At 68.6% G+C, this 21,861-nt stretch carries 16 protein-coding genes and 1 pseudogene; 4 read left to right on the top strand and 13 right to left on the bottom strand.

What is annotated here, in order from left to right; genetic code table 11:
* Positions 1-90: 90 nt before the first annotated feature.
* The 3 genes from LGN10_RS14065 to LGN10_RS14055 form a co-directional block, all read right to left on the bottom strand.
* The gene (locus LGN10_RS14065) at positions 91-825 is read right to left on the bottom strand and encodes a fucose-binding lectin II (RefSeq protein WP_099318190.1); all 735 of its coding nucleotides are present in this window, start codon (positions 823-825) and stop codon (positions 91-93) included.
* A gap of 162 nt (positions 826-987) precedes the next feature.
* On the bottom strand, positions 988-1,809 hold the full coding sequence (locus LGN10_RS14060) for a fucose-binding lectin II (RefSeq protein WP_226223995.1): 822 nt from the start codon (positions 1,807-1,809) through the stop codon (positions 988-990).
* Positions 1,810-1,922: 113 nt separating this feature from the next.
* Positions 1,923-2,312 carry a fucose-binding lectin II gene (locus tag LGN10_RS14055; RefSeq protein WP_059574709.1) on the bottom strand — a complete coding sequence of 130 codons (390 nt, stop codon included), beginning with the start codon at positions 2,310-2,312 and terminating at the stop codon, positions 1,923-1,925.
* Between the two features lie 959 nt (positions 2,313-3,271).
* Here LGN10_RS14055 and leuA point away from each other — a divergent pair.
* The 3 genes and pseudogenes from leuA (at position 3,272) to LGN10_RS14040 (ending at position 7,070) form a co-directional block, all read left to right on the top strand.
* Positions 3,272-4,981, top strand: coding sequence for a 2-isopropylmalate synthase (leuA, locus tag LGN10_RS14050; RefSeq protein ID WP_226224092.1), 1,710 nt, complete (start codon positions 3,272-3,274; stop codon positions 4,979-4,981).
* Between the two features lie 135 nt (positions 4,982-5,116).
* Positions 5,117-5,643, top strand: a pseudogene (locus LGN10_RS14045) (putative Na+/H+ antiporter); the annotation flags it as partial.
* A gap of 545 nt (positions 5,644-6,188) precedes the next feature.
* Positions 6,189-7,070 (top strand): cellulase family glycosylhydrolase, encoded by an 882-nt coding sequence (locus LGN10_RS14040; protein WP_226223993.1) that lies wholly within the window; start codon positions 6,189-6,191, stop codon positions 7,068-7,070.
* Here the strand turns inward: LGN10_RS14040 and LGN10_RS14035 are convergent.
* The 9 genes from LGN10_RS14035 to LGN10_RS13995 all read right to left on the bottom strand — a co-directional run bounded on the left by LGN10_RS14035 (position 7,053) and on the right by LGN10_RS13995 (position 19,472).
* Positions 7,053-8,135: a hypothetical protein gene (locus LGN10_RS14035; RefSeq protein WP_226223992.1), complete on the bottom strand. Its 1,083-nt coding sequence runs from the start codon at positions 8,133-8,135 to the stop codon at positions 7,053-7,055. The genes LGN10_RS14040 and LGN10_RS14035 overlap by 18 nt on opposite strands.
* On the bottom strand, positions 8,125-9,408 hold the full coding sequence (locus tag LGN10_RS14030; RefSeq protein WP_226223990.1) for a polysaccharide biosynthesis protein: 1,284 nt from the start codon (positions 9,406-9,408) through the stop codon (positions 8,125-8,127). Before LGN10_RS14030 ends, LGN10_RS14035 begins: the two co-directional genes overlap by 11 nt.
* Entirely contained in the window at positions 9,405-10,568 is a 1,164-nt protein-coding gene (locus LGN10_RS14025) for a polysaccharide pyruvyl transferase family protein (RefSeq protein WP_226223988.1), read from the bottom strand. The genes LGN10_RS14030 and LGN10_RS14025 overlap by 4 nt, the downstream gene beginning before the upstream one ends.
* Positions 10,565-11,782, bottom strand: coding sequence for a glycosyltransferase (locus LGN10_RS14020; protein ID WP_226223986.1), 1,218 nt, complete (start codon positions 11,780-11,782; stop codon positions 10,565-10,567). Before LGN10_RS14020 ends, LGN10_RS14025 begins: the two co-directional genes overlap by 4 nt.
* Positions 11,779-14,061 (bottom strand): polysaccharide biosynthesis tyrosine autokinase, encoded by a 2,283-nt coding sequence (locus tag LGN10_RS14015; protein WP_226223984.1) that lies wholly within the window; start codon positions 14,059-14,061, stop codon positions 11,779-11,781. The genes LGN10_RS14020 and LGN10_RS14015 overlap by 4 nt, the downstream gene beginning before the upstream one ends.
* The gene (locus LGN10_RS14010) at positions 14,058-14,564 is read right to left on the bottom strand and encodes a low molecular weight protein-tyrosine-phosphatase (protein WP_059645269.1); all 507 of its coding nucleotides are present in this window, start codon (positions 14,562-14,564) and stop codon (positions 14,058-14,060) included. The genes LGN10_RS14015 and LGN10_RS14010 overlap by 4 nt, the downstream gene beginning before the upstream one ends.
* Positions 14,561-15,814, bottom strand: a complete 1,254-nt coding sequence (locus tag LGN10_RS14005; protein WP_226223969.1) for a polysaccharide biosynthesis/export family protein — start codon at positions 15,812-15,814, stop codon at positions 14,561-14,563. Before LGN10_RS14005 ends, LGN10_RS14010 begins: the two co-directional genes overlap by 4 nt.
* 128 nt (positions 15,815-15,942) lie before the next feature.
* A complete protein-coding gene (locus tag LGN10_RS14000; RefSeq protein WP_226223967.1) occupies positions 15,943-17,331 on the bottom strand; it encodes an undecaprenyl-phosphate glucose phosphotransferase in 1,389 nt (462 codons plus the stop codon).
* A gap of 485 nt (positions 17,332-17,816) precedes the next feature.
* Positions 17,817-19,472, bottom strand: a complete 1,656-nt coding sequence (locus LGN10_RS13995) for an APC family permease (RefSeq protein WP_226223965.1) — start codon at positions 19,470-19,472, stop codon at positions 17,817-17,819.
* 288 nt (positions 19,473-19,760) lie between these two features.
* On the opposite strand from LGN10_RS13995, the gene LGN10_RS13990 reads away from it, so the two are divergent.
* A complete protein-coding gene (locus LGN10_RS13990) occupies positions 19,761-21,290 on the top strand; it encodes a catalase (protein WP_226223964.1) in 1,530 nt (509 codons plus the stop codon).
* An 83-nt stretch (positions 21,291-21,373) separates the two neighbouring features.
* Here the strand turns inward: LGN10_RS13990 and LGN10_RS13985 are convergent.
* Positions 21,374-21,861: peroxidase family protein (locus LGN10_RS13985; RefSeq protein WP_319001232.1), on the bottom strand; the 488-nt coding region annotated here is incomplete at its 5' end.

The following is a 21,861-nucleotide window of genomic DNA, read 5'->3' as shown; positions in this document are numbered from 1 at the left end:
TTCAAGAACCGGGACGGGGCAGGCCCGTCCCTGGAACGTTTCCCATCGCCACGCCGGGCGGCGTGGCGACGCTCGTCGGGCTGACGCGACTCAGCCCAGCGGCCAGTTCAGGATCGCGATGCCGTCGTTGTAGTCGCCGTCGCCGCCATCTTCCGATCCGACCAGCCCGAAGTAGGTCTTCTTGAAGATGTCGACCTGACGCGAGCCGATCTTCGACGGTTTGCCGTTCGCCGTCACGACCACCCGCACTTTCCCCTTGCCCGAGTTCACGATCTGCGTGTTCAGGTTCGCGTCCTGCGTGCCGGCGCCCTGGAACGTCGCGGCCGGTTTCGGGTTGTCGTCGACGAAGACCTCGATCGTCTGCGGGGACGACGAATTGACCAGCGCGGTCACGCCGAACGCGATGTTCGGCGGCAGGTTGAAGACGCCGTCGCGTTCGCCGCCGCCGGTCGGCACGGGCGCAGGCTGAACGGGTTGCGGCGTCGCCTTCGAGAAGTAATTGACCACCGCGCCGACGCCGAACTTCGCCGCGGCGCCGGGCAGCACGCCCGGCGCGCCGGCCCACGTCACCGTGCACGCGACGACCTGGCCTGCCGCATCGGTTTTCACCTTGTTCTGCCAACTGCCGACGTCGAAGCTGTACGGGATCGTCGCGATATCGACGAACACGTCGTATTGCGGCAGTTTCTCGACGAGCTGCGCGGTCATGAACTGGCGCATCCGGTCGAGCACGGCCTGATCGCCGTTGGCCTGCACGGCGGTGGCGTCGTTGCCCGCGAGTTGCAGCAGTGCGTACAGGTCGTCGTGGGTAAAGGGTTGTGACATGTCGTCCTCGTCTCGATGGAAGGTCTCGCATCGCGCGGCCCGGTGAACGGATTTCACCGGGCCGCGCGCGGAGCAAAGCATGGGACTGCAAATGACTGCCCGAACGATGCGCGATGCGTGGTCGTGCCCGTCGCCATCGCGATCGTTCGTGACGGCCGCCGATCAACCCAGCGGCCAGTTCAGGAACACGATGCCGTCGTTGTAATCGTCGTCGGCGCCGTCTTCCGATCCGACGATCCCGAAGTACGACTTCTTGAAAATGTCGACCTGTCGCGAGCCGAGCCGCGACGGCCTGCCGTTCGCCATCACGATCACGCGCACGCGCCCGTTGCCGGAATCGAGCACCTTCGTGCCGAGGTTCTGGTCCTGGACGCCGGCGCCCTTGAACGTCGCGGCGGGTTTCGGGTTGTCGTCGATGTAGATGTCGATCGTCTGGTCGTTCGCCGCGTTGGTGAGCGCGGTGACGCCGAACTTGATGTTCGGCGGCAGGTTGAACGTGCCGTCGCGCTCGCCGCCGCCGCCGACGGTGCCGGCCCCCGTGCCCCCGGCTTCGGCGCTCTGGTTGCCGCCGCCTTGCGACGACGGGGGAGCGGCTGTCTCCCCGATCGCGGAAAGGCTCGCGTACGAATCGATGTGCATCGCGCTGCCGCGCACGCTCTTCCACTGGCCCTTCACGAACGTGACGCCGCTGCCGACGTCGATCGTCGCGACGAGCGTGAACGGCATGCGGCCGGTTGCCTCCGGCACCTTCGACGAATAGGTGAAGCAGCCGTCCGCGACGGTGCCCTTGTTCGTCGCGATCGCGAAATAGATGCCGGGGAAGTTGTTGCCGGTCGCGTAAGGCGTCGGCACGTTGAGGATGACCTGCAGTTTCCCGTCGCGAATCCCGGCCTTCGCGATGTCGATGTAGAGGCCCGGGATGTCGACGTAAGTCTCCGATGTCGCGACGGGTGCGCTGACGATCGAAGCCGAAAGGAGCGGCATGAAAGTCTCCGGTGATGAGGGGGTCTGGATCAGGCGGGGCCCGCTGAACGCGGCGCAACCCGCCGGCCGCCATGGAGGCCACCGGCGGGGACGGCCGTCGATCGTGCGTCAGGTCAGCCGATCGGCCACTGGAGCACGACGATGCCGTCGTTGTAGTCGCTGTCGTGGCCGTCTTCCGATACGACGATGCCGAAGTTGACCGTGAACGGCGAGCCGTCCGACTTCTTGCCGGTGATCGGCGCGAGGCGCGCGTCGGTGGCCGACGGCTTGCCGTTCACCGACACTTCGAAACGGATCTTGCCGTTGCCCGAATTCAGCGTGGCTTCACGCGGGCCGTCGCGCGTCGTCAGCTTGTGATACGCGGCGGGTTCCTTGCTGTCGCCGATAAACAGCTTGATGTGCTGTTGCTCGGCGGCATTCGCGAAGAAAATCGCGCGGAAATCGGTATTCGGTGGAATCGAAAACTCGCCGGCGCGGTTGGATGACGTTTGAGAATCGGCCATGCTTGCCTCCTGATAAGTATTGGATAAGGCCTGAACCTTGTCGCGCAAACGTTTGCCGTTTGAAACGCGACGTACAGAGCATGACGAAAAATAAATAAAAAAATATTCGAACGAGAATGGTTATTGTTCAGGAAATCGAAAAGGCAGGCTAATCGATTGAGTGAAATGTTTTTAATGAGCGCGATTTCGATATATTCGGGAAACTATATCGATGCGTATATCGTTTTCGTGAACGATGCGCGAGCGGGGAGGCGGCGGGGGAAGCAATCGCGCTTCGGAGCAGACGCTCGGCGTTCGCATATGGCAGCGTTTCGTTTCAACATCGGTATCTCTGTCGTGGCCGCGCCCACCGGCCACCGTCGAACGCCCACACCGAAGCGCGATTGCAAGGGAGGAGTGTGCGGCGACTGGCGAAGAGGATGGACCGACTCACTCCGAACATGAATAGGACTTCACCGGTGCCGCACCCGTGAAGCATAGCGACGGAGGATGCCGCCGCCTATCGGACTGGACTGATTCTGCGCCAACGCGTCGTATCGCGGAACGGAGCGGGATGAAAGCGCGCCCGGTTGACAGCCGTGGCCGCCCTGTGATTTGATGCCGGTCATGCACGCCGCCCAGTTCCTCTTCCCGCTACGACTACTAGCCCGCTTCTCCGGGCTGGGTCTGCGGCTGCGCGCTTTCCATCTGCTTCTTTCCTGAAGCGCCAGATTTTCCCCGCATCACCGACCTGGCCCCGGTTGTCGACCGGCGCTTGAGTTCGTCTTTCCTTCGTCGTCTCTCCGCTTCGTCCCGGTCGCTCAACCGTCAAGGCCGTCGTTTGCCGTACCGCTTTGCCGTTGTGCCGCTTTGTTACCGCTTTTCCTGCCGTTTTCACCGCTGCGCGCGCAGCCGGCGCCTGACGCCGATGGCCGCCGCGCCGCGCTTTACCGACGAACAGACCGAGGACCGACATCATGATGCTGAAGAACCCCGCGACGAAATACCGACCGTTCACGCCCGTCAACCTGCCCGACCGCACGTGGCCGTCGCGCACGATCACGCAGGCGCCGATCTGGATGAGCACCGACCTGCGCGACGGCAACCAGGCGCTGTTCGAGCCGATGGACGGCGCGCGCAAGATGCGGATGTTCAAGACGCTGGTGGCGATCGGCTTCAAGGAGATCGAGGTCGCGTTCCCGTCGGCGTCGGAAACCGATTTCAACTTCGTTCGCGAACTGATCGAAGGCGGCCACATTCCCGACGACGTGACGATCGAAGTGCTCACGCAGGCGCGCGACGATCTGATCGAGCGCACCTTCGCATCGCTGCGCGGCGCGAAGCGCGCTATCGTCCATCTGTACAACGCGACCGCGCCGGAATTCCGCAAGATCGTGTTCGGCCTCGACCGCGACGGCGTGAAGCAGCTCGCGGTGAACGCGGCGCGCACGATCAAGCGGTGCGCCGACGCGGCGACCGACACGCAATTCACGCTGCAGTACAGCCCGGAAACGTTTACGGCGACCGAACTCGATTTCGCGAAGGATGTCTGCGATGCGGTGTTCGACGTATGGCAGCCGACGCCCGAGCGCAAGTCGATCGTGAACCTGCCGGCCACGGTGGAAATCGGGACACCGAATTACTATGCGGACCAGATCGAATGGATGCACCGGAATCTCGCGCGCCGCGATTCGCTGATCCTGTCCGTGCATCCGCACAACGACCGCGGCACCGCGGTCGCGGCGGCCGAGCTCGCGGTGATGGCGGGCGCCGACCGGATCGAGGGCTGCCTGTTCGGCAACGGCGAACGCACGGGCAACGTCGATCTCGTGACGCTCGCGCTGAACCTGTACACGCAGGGCGTCGATCCGGGCCTCGATTTCTCGCGGATCAACGACGTCGCGCGCACGGCCGAGGAATGTACGCAGTTGCCGATCCACCCGCGCCATCCGTACGTCGGCGATCTCGTGTTCACCGCGTTCTCCGGTTCGCACCAGGACGCGATCAAGAAGGGCTTCGCGGTACAGCGCGCCGACGCCGTATGGGAAATGCCGTACCTGCCGATCGATCCGAGCGACCTCGGCCGCACGTACGATTCGATCATTCGCGTGAACAGCCAGTCGGGCAAGGGCGGTATCGCGTATCTGCTCGAACAGGGTTACGGGGTCGCGCTGCCGCGCCGCATGCAGGTCGATTTCAGCGCGGCCGTGCAGCGCCTGACCGACGACAGCGGGCACGAGGTGACGAGCGCGCAGATTTGGTCGCTGTTCCAGCAGGAATACGTCGAAAGCGCCACACCGCTGCGCTATGTCGGCCATGAGCTGACCGAGCGCGACGGCCGCGAGACGATCGTACTGACCGCGGATGTGCACGGCGAGCGCCGTGTGCTGCGCGGCGAGGGCAACGGCCCGCTCGACGCGCTGATGCATGCGCTGCGCACGCCGCTGCGGATCCAGCATTACGAGGAACGCGCGCTGTCGCAGGGCGCCGATGCGAAGGCGATCGCGATCGCCGAGCTGGCCGGCACGGGCGTGCGCGGCAGCGCGTTCGGCGTCGGCGTGGACGCGAACCTGACGACCGCGTCGATCCGTGCGGTGATCAGCGGCGTGAACCGCGCGTATGCGCGTGCGGATGAGGTTGCGCGGGCAACCTTCTTCGACGCGGAGCGCGCGGTGAGGGCCGTGGCGTAACCGCGGCAGGGGCGGACGTGCAGCCGGGCGGGGCGATTTCCGGCGTGCACGAGCGTGCGCCCGGGCTCGTGAATCGGCGCGTGATGCGTGAGGCGCGAGGCCCTGCCGATGGCGTACGGTGCGCTGGCCGGCGCGCCGGCGGCCGTGACGCTCGTTCACGTCGGTTTTCTGTCGGCGTCGTGCTCGGCGCGCATCATCCGGCCGTGTTCATCGGTCTGCTGCTGTTCTTTCTCGGCTTCACGGCCGCGTACGAGCGCCATCAGTCGCCGCTGATGCTGCGCGAGAGCCTGCTCGTGGCGTTCTTCCTCGGCGGGCTCGTCGTGCTCGGCGGCCTGCAGCAGTGGTGGCTGCAGCCGATCGTCGCATCGATGGACGCGTACGCGCTCTATGCCGGCGCGCTCGGCCTGACCGCCGTGATGGACAACGCGGCGATCACCTATCTCGGCTCGCTGATCGCCGGCATGCCCGACGGCGCGAAATACATGCTGGTGTCGGGCGCCGTCGCGGGCGGCGGCCTGACGGTGATCGCCAACGCGCCGAATCCCGCCGGGCTCGCGATCGTGCGACGCGGCTTCGCGGACGAATCGGTCAGCGTGGCCGGCCTGCTCGCCGCGGCGATCGGGCCGACGCTGGTCGCGACGGGTGCGCTGTTGCTGCTCTGAGCGACGGCATCGCGTGAAATAGGACCTGGCTGATTCACGTCGTCGGGCCGTTACGCAATAATGAATTCGTCGGCGGCGAGTGGGCCGCCGGTGGGTGATTTGGGTTGGGCCGCCTGTCACGGGTGGCCCCTTTTTTCACCGGCACGACGAGTGTGCAGGCGCGAGTGTCCCATGGCGGCCGGTGGGCGCGGCCGCAAGCCGGTTTCATGTCGGCTGCCGTTCGGAAAATCACGCTGCCAGATGCGAGCACCGGGCATTCGCGCGTGCGCGTTCGACGCGTATGGCCGCCGCCGTGCGGCCGTTTCTTCGCGAGAAGGACGCTTGATCAACGACACCATCCGTACCGAGCCGACGCCGCCGCGACGCGCCTTTTTTCCGCTTCCGCGTGTTCGTGCATCGGCACGTCGCGCTTCATCGCAGGACATCCATGCATGTCGTCTTTCGCTATCCGTTGATCGCCGCGCTCGCGCTGGCGGCCGGATGCGCGTGCGCCGGCGCGCGCGCATTGGCCGGCGCCGTCGCGCGACGGCGCGCCGCTCGTGGGCGTGCAGGTCAAACTGCCGTCGTTCAGCGCGGACGACGCCCGGCGCATCCGCGTCACCGGCTTCGATTTCGTGCGGATCGGCGTCTGGACCGACCGGCTGGATCGGCCCGCGTATCGCCGCGCAGTCGATGCCGCGATCGCGGCGGCGCACGACGCGCAATTGCCGGTGCTGCTGACCATCCGCACGCTCGAACCGCTCGCGCCGCGCGATGTGCCGGCCGAACGGCGCATGGCTGCGCTCGCCGAAGCGGGCGCGACGCTGGCGGACACGGTGACGCGGCTTGCCGACCGATACCGCGCGCAACTGCTGGCCATCGAGCTGTGGAACGAGCCCGATCTCGACAAATACTGGCCCACCGGCGAGGTCGATTCGACGTTCGCGCCTTTCATGCAGGCCGCCTGCGTGCGTTTGCGCGAGCGCCGCCCACATGTGCCGGTGATCGGCTTCGCATTCTCGCGCGCGCCGTTCGCCGGCTCGGTGCCGGATCGGCTGCTGAAGCCGCTGGCGCCATCGCTGGCCGGATGCGTCGACGCGATTTCGTACCACGCGTACGGCATGGCGCCGGCGCGGATTCGCGCGGCCGCGCGCGACGTGCAGGCGCGCTATGGGCTGCCGGTCGCGATCACCGAGGACGGCGCGACGTCGGTCGGCCCCGGCGGCGACGCGCGCCAGGTGAAACGCCTGACGACGTTGCTCGCCGCATCGAATGAATCGATGACGCCGCTGATCTCGATCTACGAATGGGCCGACACGCCGAACGGGCCGGATGCCGCGCAGCGGAACTACGGCCTCGTCCGCGCGGACGGGACGCCCAAGCCGGCGCTCGACGCGGTGGCGCGGGCGCTGCGCGATCGCCGGGGCGCGCTACGCGGGCCCGACTGACGCGGCCGGCGGCGCGGACGGGGCCGCCGCGCGAGCCGTGCGCAACGGCCACAGCACGGCGGCGAACAGCGCGACGCTCGACAGATGCCGTGTGTAGCTGCCCAGATCGGGTTCGAACAACATCGACACCGCGACGTGCGCGAGTACCAGACACGCGAGCGTGTCGCCGCCGCGCAGCGACGCGGCGCGCGTGTCGGCCGGCGGCGCGACGCGCGGCCACGCGGATGCGAGCACGAGCGCGATGAAGCCCTGCATCGCGATGCCTTTCACGTCGAACGAGAACAGGATCGGCAGGTTGAGCCGCGCGACCGAGTACGCGTAGTTGCCGGCGAAATGCAGGAACGAATCGGGCGGATACGGATTGTAGAAGCTCGTGCGCGCGCCGAACGGCGATTCGTACACGAGGTAGTCGACCGCCACGTCGCGTGGGTGCTGAAGCAGCGTGTAGACCGAATCGGGCAGCGCGACGAATGCCGCGCCGGCCAGCAGCAGCGCGACGATCTTCAGCGGCAACGGCGCGCGGCGGAACGCCCACGCGCTGCCCGCGCACAGCACGATCAGCGCGAAATAGCTGCGGATGAGCGCCGCGTAGCCGGCATACAGCACGACGGCGATAGCCAGCGTGCGCACCGTGCCGAACCGGCGCGCGGCGAGCGCGACCAGCACCGCGATCAGCACGACGAGCGTGTCCTTGCTGGCGACGAACAGGTTGAAGAACAGGCAGGGTGCGATCAGCACGAGGTTGGCGAACAGCGAGCCGGCGCGACGCGTTTGCCGCAGCGCGAGCCAGATGAACAGCACGCCGAGCGCGGCGACGAAAACGCTGGTGCCCGCGCCGCCGAGCGTGCGATAGAAGCGACCGACCGCATCGAACGACGTGCCGTCGTAGGTCGCGCCGCCGCTGATCTGCGTATCGATCTTGTCGGCATCGCGGAAGATGAACTCGGGCAGCAGCGCCCGTGCGTTCGCATAGACCGCGAGATAGAGCAGCGCGACGCACGCGGCGATCGCATCGACGAGCCGGCGGCTCAGTAGCGGCCCGCTTGCCATCAGCTTACGAAGCATCGGCGGCTCCCGGTAACGCGCCGGCCGTGCGGGCACGGCGCGACGCGACGATGCACGCGAGCGCGGCCGTCATCGCGACGCTCGCGGCGAGATGGGCGTACGCCGCGCCGAGCGCGCCGAGGCCGCGAACCAGCGCGATCGACACCGGCAGGCAGGCGAGCGTCAGCGCCACCATCGCGAGCGCGACCGGCCGGCCCGCGCGCAGCGCGACGGCCGCCGCCCACAGCACGTCGGCGAGCGCGCGCAGCACGAACGACGTCGACAGGATCGCGAGGCCGGCCGTCTGCAGTGTCCCGGCGCGCTGGTGCGCGAGCTGGAAAACCGGCCCGTGCAGCGCGGCGATCGCGACGGCGGCGGCGGCCGTCAACGCGAACGATGCGCCGATCGAGCGGGCGAGTTCGCGTCGGAACGCGGCGCGCGCCGCGCCGAGCGCGCTCACGAAGCGCGGCGCGGCGACCACGACGACGGTCGCCGCCGCGACGGTCTGGATCGCATTCGCGATCGACCAGACGAACACGTACCGGCCCAGTTCGGCGGCCGGCAACGCGCCGGCCGCGACGAAGCGCTCCAGATATTGCAGGACCGACATCAGCAGCAATGCGACGAAGAACGGCAGTCCGTCGCGCCACACGGCCGCCAGGCTGCCCGCGGGCGGGCGGGCCGCGGTGCGCGACGCGGGCTGGGCGCGCGCGATGCGCGAGATGACCGCCCAGCCGATGGCGACCACCGCGACATCGGCCGTCAGCCACAGCACGAACAGCGCGTCGACCGACCCGATCGCACCGGCCGCGAGCGCCGCGATCGCGACGCCGGCCCACGCGCCGGTCCGCACGAACAGCAGCCACGACGCGACGCGGGCGCGATGCAGCGAAAACAGATAGGTATTGATTTCGAGCGCCGCGTGTTCGGCGCATGCGATCCATGCAACGAGCACGAGCGGCAGGTCGGGCAGCGCCGCGACGTGCAGCACGCGAGCCGCCCAGCCGGGCACCGCGAGCGGTGCGCAGAGCGCCGCATATACGACGCCGTAGCGCGCGAACACGCGCGTCGCGGTGCGGATCGCATCCGCCGGCGCATCGCCTGAAAGCCGCCGGTTCAGCTCGGTGCTGAAGCCGAGCCCGAGCACTTTCGACGCGACGACCGACACGGCGACGGCGAAGCCGTAGGCGGCGACGGCATCGAAGCCGAGCGTGCGCGCGACCGCGAGCGTCAACGCGAACTTCATCGCGAGCGCGGCGATGCGCAGCGCGAGCCGGGAGCCGAGCGCCGTCATCGCGCGGCCGGCCGGGACACGGCGTCGCGCAGCGACGCGACGAGGGCGTCGCGCGCCGACTGCAGGCGCGTCAGTCCGCCGTGCGTCGCGTCGCGAAAGCGCGCGAGCGCGCCGGGGGCGAGCAGCGTTCGCGCGACGGCCGCCGCGTCGAAGTCCGCCGCGTTCGCGACCCAGTCGGCCACGCCGAGATCGGCGTATGCGCCGAAACCCTTGCGTTCGTAGCTCAGGTGGTATGCCGGCACGCCGTGCAGGATCGATTCGAGCGCGCCGTGCAGGCGCACCGATACGACGGCGTCGGGGGTGTCGTGCGCGAGGACATGCTTGAGTGAACTCGGCGCGTCGATGCCGAGCGTGCGGTAGTACGCGCTGTCGTCGTTGCCGCGGCCGGTGCTCTGAACCGCGAACGTCAATCGGCACGCGGGACGCAGCAGCGCGATCAGCGCGATGGTCGATGCGTGATAGCGCGCGCGCGGCGCGTCGCTCCACGCTGGCGGCTTGCGCAGCACGATCGCGATATGCGCGGGCCGCGTGTCCGCCGCCGGGCGACGCGGGGCGACGCCGGCGTGGCGGCGCGCGAACTCGAGTACCGCCAGGTCCGGCGCGCGGCGCGTGTTCGCGTTGCCGGCGAGGAAGGCGACCGACCGGTCGTCGCGCACGAACACGTCGTCGAACGATTCGAGCATCGTCCGCAGATGCGCGGCGAGCCACGGCCGGTTCGCGGCGGGCCCGATGCTTTGCGGCAGGTAGACGGTCGGCTTGCGCGCGGCGCGCGCGAGCCGCATCTGCAGCAGGTGGCCGGCTTCGAGCTTCAGCGCCTCGATCGCGGTGCGCGCGCGCAGGTAGCCGCCGCCCACGCCGACGATCAGGTCGACGCCGTCCAGCAGGTGGCCGAGCGCGCCGAGCGAAGGATTGAGCGCGACCGGCAGCGGCGCCGCGCCTGCCTGCACGACGCGGGCCGCGCCGCGCGCCGCGAGCACCGGAGCCGGATGAACGTCGGGCAGATGCGCAAACGATGCCGGATCGGCGGCGACCACGGTGACCCGCACGTGCGGGCCGAACGCGTCACGCAGCAGGCCGATCGACAGGTCGACGAGCAGGCCGTCGCCGGAATTGCGCGTGCTGTATGCGTGCAGCAGCGCGACATGAACGGGGGCGCTCATCGGGGGGCCTCCTCGAGGCGTTCGCGGTAGACGGCGAGCGTGCGCTCGACCATCGTGTCCGCCGAGTAATGACGGGCGGCGAGCGCGCACTGCTCGCGCATGCTCGCGAGCCGTGCCGGAGAGCCGGCGAGATGCGCGAGCGCGGCGGCGAATTCGCGCGGGTCGTCGTCGTTGGCGACGCTCAGGCCGACCTGGTGGCCGTCGACGAGTTCGGCCGCGCCCGCGACGCGGGTCGCGACGATCGGCACCCGCGCGGCGACGGCCTCGATGCATACGTACGGGAACCCTTCGTAGCGACTCGGCAGCGCGAACACGTCGAACGCGGAGAAGTAGCGCCGCGCGTTGTCGATACGCCCCGCGACGTGCAGGTTCAGCGGCAGGTCGTCGGCCTCGGCCCCCGCGGCGCGGTTGAAGTCGCCGGAGCCGATCGCGACGATGTGCAGCCGGCCGTCGTCGCGCGCGGCGAGCGTGCGCGCGATGCGCACCAGCCGGTCGACGCCCTTCTGCGCATCGAAGCGGCCGACGAAGCCGATGACGAACGCGTCGTCCGGCACGCCGAGCGCGGCGCGCGCGGCTTCGCGCGGCAGCAGCGCGGGCGGCGTCACGCCGTTCGGGATCGTGCGGATCCGGTCGCGCGCGATGCCGAGGGCGTGCAGGTGGTCGGCTTCGTCGCCGGAGACGGCGATCACCGCGTCGGAGCGGCGATTGCCGAGCCAGCGCTCGATGCCGCCGTAGACGCGGCGCTTCACGGCCGACAGCGTCGGGTTCAGCGTATACACGGCGTGCGGCGTGTAGATCTGTTTCCACGGCCCGCCGCACAGGCGCGCGAGCGCGCCGGCTTTGGAACTGTGGCTGTGGACCACATCCGGCCCGATCTCGTGCAGCAGCCGGGCGAGCGCGCGTGCAGCGCCGACGTCGTGCAGGCCGACCGAACGGCGGAACGGCAGCCGATGAAACGACGCGCAACGCAGGGGCGTGTCGGCGAGGATGGCTTCGTCGAAACGCGCGCCGCGCGGCGCGATCAGATGGATCTCGACGTTCGCGCGCGCGTGGAGGCCGGCAATCAGGTCGACGAGATGCACGGCGACGCCACCGCCGGCCGCCTCGACCACCATCGCGATGCGCAACGGCGGCCCGGCGCGCTCGGGTGCGCGCGTGGGCGCATGGGCGGCCCCGTGTCGGGAGGCGGGCGTGGCCAGATCGGCGACCGTCATGCCGCTCTCCCGGTCAGGCGGCGCAGCGCCGCGCGCCAGCCGCGCGCGGACGCGTCCTCGGGCTCGTTCGCATAGCGGTATTCGGTGTAGCGGTAGCCGCCGTATTTCGTGCCGTACGCGCAGCGCCCGCCGCGCGCGTCGATGCCGTTCAGCACGACGCGGGGCGCCGCGCCGCCGTGGCCCGCGACGCGCTTCGCGGCTTCGGCGAGTTCGCCGGCCTTGGTCTGGCCCGCGCGCGCGACCAGCAGGATCGCGCTGGCGTGCTTGCCGAGCCAGCTGGCGTCGGCGGCGGCAAGCACCGGCGGCGCGTCGATCACGACCATGTCGTACTGCGCGCGCCATTGCCCGATCAGCGCGCCGACGCTCGCGCGCTGCAGCAGCGCGGCCGGCGCGTGCGGCAACGCGCCCGTCGCGATGAAGTCCAGATTCGGTTCGACCCCGCGATGCACGATGCCGTCGTGCGCCGCATGTGCCGCGAGCGCATCGGCAAAGCCGTTGTCGCGCGCGACACCGAAATACTGATGCAGGCGCCCCTTGCGCAGATCGCCGTCGATCAGCAGCACCCGCTTGCCGTCGGCCGCCTGCACCGCTGCGAAATTCGCCGCGACGAACGACTTGCCGGCGCCCGGCGCCGGCCCCGTGATCAGCACGACCGGGCGCGCGTCCTGTGCAAGCGAGAAATGCAGCGCGGTCTGCAGGCTGCGCAGGCTTTCGATCGCCGGCTCGTACGGCTCGGCGAGCGCGAGCAGGTGCGGGCCCGCGTCCTGACGCTCGATCGCGCGTATCATCGCGCGCTGGCCGGCGGCGGACGGCACGACCGCCAGCACCGGCAGCCCGGCGTGGCGCTCGATCTCGTCGACGCTGCGCAGGCCGCCATAGAGGAAGTCGCGGGCGAACGCGATCAGCATCCCGAGCGCGAGCCCGACGAGCGCGCCCACGCCGATCGCGACCGGACGGTTCGGCCGCACGGGATCGTCCGGCGCGACGGCCGTATCGACGACGCGCACGTTGCCGGTCTTGCCGGCCTTGACCAGTTCGAGCTGCTGGATGTTGTTCAGCAGCGCCGTGTAGAGATCGGTGCCGACCTTCACGTCGAGTTGCGCGCGGACTTCGTCGCGCTGCCGCTGCGGCAGCCGCGCGAGATCCGTGTCGAGCGCGGCCTGCCGATGCCGCAGCGTCGCGAGCTGTGCGTCGAGCGCGGCCATGTCGGGATGCGACGGCAGGAACCGCCGCGACAGCTCGTCGCGTTTCTGCTGCAGCTCGAGCACGCGGGTCTGCAGGTCCGCGCCCTGCTGCAGCGCAAGCTTGCCTTCCTCGGCGAGGTCGATCGAATGCCCGCTGCTGCGCAGCGTCGCATAGCGTTGCTCGGCCTCCTCGAGCTGCCGCTTGACGGTCGGCAACTGGTCACGGAGGAACGCCAGCGAGTGCGCGGCCTCCGCGGAGCGGCGCTCGACGTTCTGTTCGACGTAGCGTTGCGCGAGCGCGTTGAGCGTGGCGCCCAGCGCGGCCGGATCGTCGCCGCGCAGCGTCGCGACGAGCACGCCCGACTGCTTGATCTTTTCCTGCACGTCGAGCGCGGTGCGCAGCGCGTCGATCGTGTCGGCGCGGCCGTTGCGGATCAGGCGAAAGCGCGTGCCGGGCAGTGCGTCGAAGCCGGCGACCTCGATCGACAGCGGGCCGTAGCGCGTCGCAAAGGTTTCCGCGCGGCCGATGTGGCCGATCGCATCGTCGGGCAGGTCCGGGCCGGACAGCCGGTAGCGCCGCGCATCGATGCGCGTGAGGCTGAACGTGTCGCCTTGCGCGCGCCTTGGCACGTCGAAGCGCGTGACGTTCGCGCGTTCCTGGCCCCATGCATAGCCGCCGATGCCGAGCAGGCCCGGCTGCACGACGCCGTCGTTCAGGCGCGACACGAAATCGCCGATCAGCGGAAAGCGCTTCGGTTTCGCGACGATGTAGCTGTGCAGATCGTCCACGGCGCGCGTCACGACGAGCCGGGACGACAGAATCTGCGCTTCGGCCGAGGCCGGCGCGTTGACGTTGAAGAACGACGCGGCGTCGCCGAGCAGGTTCTTCGCCGCGCTGTCGCCGCCGTCGTCGGTCTGGATCATCAGGTCGGCCTGATAGATCGGCGGCGCGAGGAAGGCGTACAGCGCGCCGACGCCGAGCCCGGCGGCGGTCAGGGCGGCGATGGTCCAGCGTGCGCCGCCGAGCACGTCGAGCGCGTGAACGAGATCGAACTCGCTTTCGGCAGCGGGTTCGCGGGAGGGCGATGCGGTCATGATGAGGTCGACGGGGAAGGGGCGGCCGGCCGGTCGGGCCAGCGCGCGAGGATGAGCGGGCGCCAGCCGTCGACGGCGGCGGCGATCAGCGATGCGCAGCGCACGAAGTCGGCGCGCGTGCCGCGATAGGGATCGGGAACGTCGAAGCCGGCGCGCGTGCCGCCGGGCGCGATCGCGTGCTCGCCGAGGCGAAACACGCGGCCGCGTGTGAACAGGTGGCGCGCTTCGACATCGCGCTGCTGCGCGCGGTCCATCACGAGGATCAGGTCCGCGTACCGGCACAGGTCGGCCGTGACGGGGCCGGCTACGTGCGCGTCGAGATCGAGACCGAGCTCGCGCGCGACGGCGCGGGCGAGCGGATCGGCCGGATGGCCGGTGCGCGGCGCGAGGCCGGCGGAGCGGACCGTCGCGTGCGGCAGCCGTGCCGCCAGCAGCGCGGCGGCGATCGGGCTGCGGCACAGATTGCCTTCGCACACGACGAGCAGGGACGGACGCGCGCTCATTTGGTTGCCAGCGCGGTGGCGGCGCCCGTGTTGACGCTCGGCAACAGCAGCGCGAGCACGCGGCTGAAGCGCACGAGGCCGTTGCCGTCGACGTAGACGGTGTCGTTCGGTTCCAGCTCGAATTCGTTCGCGAGCACCATCGCGACCGGCGAGCGCGCATCGAGATGGAATACGGTCGGCGCGCCGCGCGCATCGCCGCGGATCACGAACATCTGCGCGGCATCCGCCGTGTTCGAGTTGATGCTGCCGGCCTGCAGCAGCGCGTCGCCGAGCGTGAGGCGGCCGTTGCGCTTCGGGAGCGCGCGCAGCGGGCGGTTGACTTCGCCCATCACGTACACGCCGTTGTCGTCGCGCGCGGCGATCTTCAGCAGATCGCCGCCGCGCAGCACGATGTCGGCCGGATTGCGGTGCTCGCGAATCATCTTTGCGACGTCGATGCGCACCGGCACACCGTCGCGAACGAGCGTCACGTCGCTCTGGTCGGCCGCCGGCGTGAAGCCGCCGGCGCGGGCGAGCGCGTCGGCGAGCGTCATCGGCACGTCGTTGACCGCCTGCGCGCCCGGCGCATGCACTTCGCCGTCGATATAGACCTGCTGCGAACGGTACGACGCGACGCGCAGCGTCACCTGCGGGTCGCGATAGACGCGCGAGAGCGCCTGCGTCACGCGCGCCTGTGCATCGGCGGCGCTCAGGCCCGCGACTTTCAGCTTGCCGGCATACGGAAACGTCAGATTGCCGCGATCGTCGACGACGAACCCGGCAACCGGATCGGCCGCGCGCGGCGGCGTCTGCGGCGAGCCGGGCTGCGCGGCGGCCAGCTCCGGGTGGTCCCAGACGGTGATCTGCAGCACGTCGCCGGGGCCGATCCGATAGCGCGAAGCGGCGGGGGCGTCGAGCGCCGACAGCGCGGCCGTCGCGGCCGCCTTCTCGGCGCGCTGGCGCTGGATCAACTGCGGGTCGATCTGCACGATGGGCACGGGCAGGCGCGCCGGCGACGCGTCCGCGCGTGCGGGTGCGCCGTCGTCCGCCGGATGCGCCGGTGCGTCCGCGCGCGCGATGCCCGGCGCCGCATCGGGCGCGCGCGTCGCGCGCAGTTCCTGGACGAACGGGTGATCGCCCATTCGCATGCCGGGCGCGAGCGCGCACGCGGACAGCGCGAGGCCGGCCAGCGCTGCAAGCGAGGCCGTGCGTATCGCGTGTACCGCACGCCGGCGTGCGCGGGCCGCGGTCGAAACGTTCGAGGTCTTCATCTGATCATTCCTTGATGGCGGCGCCGGGGTGCGGCGGCCGCGCGCGCCCGGCCCGGGGTAGCCGGGCGCGAGCGGGGTTCGGGTGAGTGCGCGCCGCGTTCGCCGGTCACGCGAACGCAGCCGGCCGCTCAGTAGGCGTTGGGATGCACGATCCCTTTCAGCACGGTCGCGCCGATGATGCGCAGATCGAGCGCGAACGACCAGTTGCGCAGGTAGTACAGGTCATGCTCGATGCGCGACTGCATGCTTTCGACGCGTTCGGTCGCGCCGCGCAGCCCGTTGACCTGCGCCCATCCGGTGATGCCGGGCTTGATCCGGTAGCGATGGATGTAGCCGTCGACGATCGTGCGGTACTGCGCGTCGTGCTCGACCGCGTGCGGGCGCGGGCCGACCACCGACATGTCGCCGAGCAGCACGTTGATGAACTGCGGCAGCTCGTCGAGGCTCGTGCGTCGCAACAGCGCGCCGACGGCCGTGACGCGCGGATCGTTGCGCATCGCCTGCACGACCGTGCCATCCCGCTCGACGTGCAGCTTCATCGTGCGGAACTTGTAGATGTCGAAGGTTTCGCCGTCGGCGCCGCGCCGCTTCTGCGTAAAGAACACGGGCCCCGGCGACGACAGCTTCACCGCGACGCCGATGACGAGCAGCAGCGGCATCAGCGCGATCAGCGCGACCGCGGCGAAGGTCCGGTCGAATGCCGCCTTCAGCATCCGCGCGCGCGGCGTCAGCGGCGACACGGCGAGCGAGATGGCCGGCTGGCCGAGCACTTCGTCGGCCTGACTGCCGAACGGCGCGAGCTGGCTCACGTCGGGCAGCAGCCGCAGATCGACGAAGTCGTGACGGAATTCCTCGATCACGTCGACGATCGCGCGCTCTTCGCTCAGCGGCAACGCGATCCAGATCTCGCTCGCGCGAAGCTGCCGCGCGTGTCTCGCAAACGTCGCGAGGTCGCGGTGCACCGGAAGCTCGCCGACGCTCGCCCCGGCGTCCGGCGAAACCCGATAGACCGCGACGAACCGGTACGGCGAAGCCATGCGTTCCACCGCGGACGTCAGTTGCGCGATGCGCTCGTCGGTCCCCGCGAGCGCGATCGCGCGATAACGCTTGGGTGCGCGCACGCGGCGGCACCGCCACACGAACAGCGCGATGCGAAACGCGATCAGCGACACCGCGACACCCAGCGTCCAGCGAACGAACCATGCGAACGACGCGACATTGACCGCGGCCATCGCGATCATCATGACGAACACGCTGCCCTGGGCGATCAGCCATAGCGCGAGCGCGCGAAGCAGATAACGCGCGATGCGCACGCCGTTGTCGCTCAGGTCGCGGTCGATCAGGCCCAGGAGGAAGGTCGCGCACAGCACGCTCGTCGCGACGAGTACGGTTTCCGTTCGCAGCGCCGCGAGCGACATGGTCGTTTCGTCCAGCATCACGACCGCGATCGTGACGATCATCGCGATGTCGGCGACGAGTACGGCGAGCGCGCGGTTTCGGAGCAGTTTTTTCAGCATTTCACGTCGCCTCACGACATGCCGGCTTTGCCCATGCGGCCCGCATGGAGATACGCGTGTGGAGGCGCCTCGGGTGGTTCACGTCAAGTTATTCGAGATCGGACGAATGATTCGCGGTCCGAATCGGATTCGTTCGATTCATTCTATTGACGTGGAATGCGCGGGACCATCAGGCAACGGGAAGATCGGCAGCGCTTGCCGGTCGGACTGGTCCTGTTCTGTGCGGCCGGTTCGCCATGTCGTGCCGTCGCGATGAAACAGCATCGTGCGGAGATCGGTATCGTCCGCGCGTGTGGACCCGGGGGCGGGCGCTCGATGCTCGCATCTGGCAGCGTTTTGGAGCATGCAGCACGATCAGCATGTGAATCGTGATGTGGCCGCGCCCACCGGCCACCATCGAACGCCCGCTCCCGGGTCTTGTCCCGGCGAAGGCCGGCCCGGCAGGCCGCGCGTATCGCCGCCGGCCGGAAGCCGGCAACGAATGCTCAACGGCCCCACGCGAAGTAATGGGAACCGGCGACCGCTAGCACCGCGCCGATCAGCGCCGCGTAAGGCGTGAGATTCAGCCACATGCTGCGCGTCGGCACCTCGAGCTCCATGTCGCGCTGCATTTGTGCGGGGAAGCGGCCGCGGTCCTGCCAGTAATGGCTATACAGGAACACCGGCACGATCAGCAACATCGCGATCAACCCGTTGCGCAGCGTGCCTTCGCCTTGCAGATCGGCGCCCGCGCCCGCATAAACGAGGTTCGCATACCCGCAGATCGAGCCCGCGACGAGCAGCCACGTCGGGCAGCGGAACGGCCGATCCCAGTTGCCGCGATCCATCCGGTGGATCCAGCCCGACTGAAGATTCAGGAATACGAACAGCATGTAGCAGACGTTCGAGATCGACAGCACCGTCATGTAGTCCGACATCATCAGCAACACGAGGTTGAAGCCGAGGTCGGTCCACATCGCGCGCGTGGGCGAGCCGTGCTCGTTCACGTGCGACAGGTACTTCGGCAGCCAGCCGTCGACCGACGCCTGGTACAGCGTGCGCGACGAACCCATCATCGACGTCATCACGATCAGCAGGATCGACAGCATCAGCATCACGACGACCGCATTCGCAACCCACGCGCCGCCGCCGACGATCTTCGCCATCGCGGCCGCGACGCCGGTACCGTCGCGAATCGACGGATCGAGCATCGCCTGCGTGCCGAGCGCGCCCTGGAACGCCATCGGCACGAGCGTCATCACGACGAGACACAGCGCGCCCGACCAGAAGATCGCCTTCGCGGTATCGCGCCGCGGATCGCGGAATTCGCGCGTGTAGCAGACGGCCGTCTCGAAACCGTACGACGCCCAGCCGGCCATGAACATCGCGCCGAGCGCCATCGTCACACCCTGCCCGTTCCACGCGCCGAAGGTCGCGGCCGTGAGGTTGCCCTGCGCGTCGTGACCGAGCGGCAGCAGCGGGAGCAGGTTCGACATCGGCACGTCGCCGGTGACGAACGGCACGATGCCGACGATCAAGAGCGGCGTGAGCGACGCGATGCCGAGAATGCGCTGCGTACGCGCGGCCTTCGACGCACCGCTATGCTGAAGCTTGAACGTGATGAGAAGCAGAATCGTCGCGATGATGAACGTCGCGTTGATTCGCAAAGACAGACCGGGCTTGATGAACCCGAGATCCGCAACCTTGAGCTGCCAGTGCAGCACCGCCGCATTGGCGGGAAAGAGACTCGTGAGCGCATAGCTCGCCGCGAGGCCGCAGCCGAGCGCGAGCATCGGCGACCACGCGAGCCAGTTGCACCACACGGACACCGGGGCAATCAGCTTGCTGTAACGGACCCAGCCGATCGCGCCGTACACCGACGCACCGCCCGATTTATGCGGAAACAGGCTGGAAATCTCCGAGTAGGTCGCGCTTTGAATCAGCCCCATCGTGATCGCGGCGATCCACACGGCCCACGCCGGGTGGCCGATCGTCGCGGACACGCCGCCGATCGTGAACAGCACGCCGGCCGGCACGCCGCTCGTGACCCAGAACGCGTCCTTCCAGCTGAGGCCGCGTTGCAGCGTGTGGCCGCCGGCATCGTGCGGCGTATCGGCCGCGACGTCGGCGGCATGGCGGATGGGCGATCCTGCATCGTTCATGGTGCTTGCTCCTGAGTGGTCGAGTTCCCGGCCGGCGGGACCGGCAAGCGGATCGGGCAGGGTGCAGGCATTGTCGAATGCGCGGCTGCGTGAAATGAATCGGCCCAGTCTGAAAATCGGCCGGTGCTCGGACCGGTCCGAGCCGGCGCATATTTTTTCACTCGCCGATCGTGCCGCCGCGAACCACGACGATAGCGATCGCCAATCGAGCCGATATGAATAAGTCAATTCACGGCCGGCTTACATGCGAGTTACAGTGAGGCCCCATTTCAAACATGGAGTCGACAGATGTACAACACGCAAGCCGCATGGCGTACCGCTTTGCTGGTATGCGCGACCGTCCTGACCTTCGACGCGAGCGCATCGACACTGACACGCGACAACGGCGCGCCCGTCGGCGACAACCAGAACTCGCAGACGGCCGGCCCCGGTGGCCCCGTCGTGCTGCAGGACGTCAACCTGATCCAGAAACTGCAGCGTTTCGACCGTGAGCGCATTCCGGAGCGCGTCGTGCACGCGCGCGGCACCGGCGCATACGGACACTTCATCGCGACCCGCGACATTTCCGACTACACGCAGGCGAAGGTGTTCGCGCCGGGCACCGACACGCCGGTGTTCGTCCGGTTCTCGAGCGTGATCCACGGCGGCACGTCGCCGGAGACGCTGCGCGACCCGCGCGGCTTCGCGACGAAGTTCTATACGTCGGAAGGCAACTGGGATCTGGTGGGTAACAACCTGCCGGTGTTCTTCATCCGCGACGCGATCAAGTTCCCGGACATGGTTCATTCGCTGAAGCCGGCGCCGGACACGAACATCCAGGATCCGAACCGCTTCTTCGATTTCTTCTCGCATCAACCCGAAGCGACGCACATGCTCACGCGCCTTTATTCGGACTACGGCACGCCGAGAAGCTATCGCGAGATGGACGGCAACAGCGTGCACGCGTACAAGTTCGTCAACGCGCGCGGCGACGTGCACTACGTGAAATTCCACTGGAAGAGCTTGCAGGGCGAGCACAATCTCGACGCGAAGGAAGCCGAGCGCATTCAGGGCAAGGACTTCAATCACATGACGCGTGATTTGCAGGCGGCCATTGCCGCCGGCAACTTCCCGAAATGGGATCTGTATGTCCAGGTGCTGAAGCCCGAGCAGCTCGCGCGCTTCGATTTCGATCCGCTCGACGCCACGAAGATCTGGCCCGACGTTCCGGAGATCAAGATCGGCACGATGACGCTCGACCGCAATCCGGCGAACATCTTCCAGGAAACGGAGCAGGCCGCGATGGCGCCGTCGAATCTGGTGCCGGGCATCGAGCCGTCGGAAGACCGGCTGCTGCAAGGCCGCCTGTTCGCGTATGCGGATACGCAGTTGCATCGGGTAGGCGTGAACGGGCTGCAATTGCCGGTGAATCGCCCGCGCGCCGACGTGGCCAACCACAACCAGGACGGCGCGATGAACGGTGGCATGACCAAGGGCACCGTGAACTACGAGCCGAGCGCGGCGAAGGATCTGTCGGCGGATGCGCGGTACAAGTACAGCCGGCTGCCGCTGACCGGCACGACGCAGCAGGCGCCGATCGCGCGGACGCGGAACTTCGCGCAGGCCGGTGCGTTCTATCGATCGCTGCCGGAGAACGCGCGCAAGGATCTGATCGCGAATCTCGCGGGCGATCTCGGGCAGGTGAAGGACGAGAACGTCAAGTACACGATGCTGTCGTATTTCCAGAAGGCCGATCCGGAGTACGGCCGCAGGATCGCGCTGGCGGTCAATGCGGATCCGCAGCGCGTCGAGGCGCTGGCTGCGCGGCTGGCGGACTGACGCAAGGTTGAACCCATGACGAAAACGGCCAGTCGCGAGACTGGCCGTTTTCGTTTGCTACGCGAGCGGCGTGAAGCCGTCGGTCACGCGAGATCGAAGCGGTCGAGGTTCATCACCTTGTTCCAGGCGGCGACGAAGTCGCGCACGAACTTCTCCTTCGCATCCGTGCTGCCGTACACCTCGGCCAGCGCGCGCAACTGCGAGTGCGAGCCGAAGATCAGGTCGACGCGCGTGCCCGTCCACTTGACCGCGCCCGTCGCACGGTCGCGCCCCTCGAACACGTCGTTCGCGCCCGACACCGGCTTCCACTCCGTACCCATGTCGAGCAGGTTCGCGAAGAAATCGTTCGTCAGCGTGCCCGGACGATCGGTGAACACGCCGTGCTTCGAGTCGCCGACGTTCGCGCCGAGCACGCGCAGGCCGCCGACCAGCACGGTCATCTCCGGCGCCGTCAACGTCAGCAGCTGCGCCTTGTCGACCAGCAGCGCCTCGGCCGGCGTCTTGTACGCGTGCTTCAGGTAGTTGCGGAACCCGTCCGCCACCGGCTCGAGCACCGCCATCGCGTCGACGT

The organism is Burkholderia sp. AU32262 (genome assembly GCF_020419985.1).
GTDB lineage: Bacteria > Pseudomonadota > Gammaproteobacteria > Burkholderiales > Burkholderiaceae > Burkholderia > Burkholderia semiarida.
Note: the sequence above shows the minus strand (reverse complement) of the source record. Positions and strands in the feature narration are given on the sequence as shown.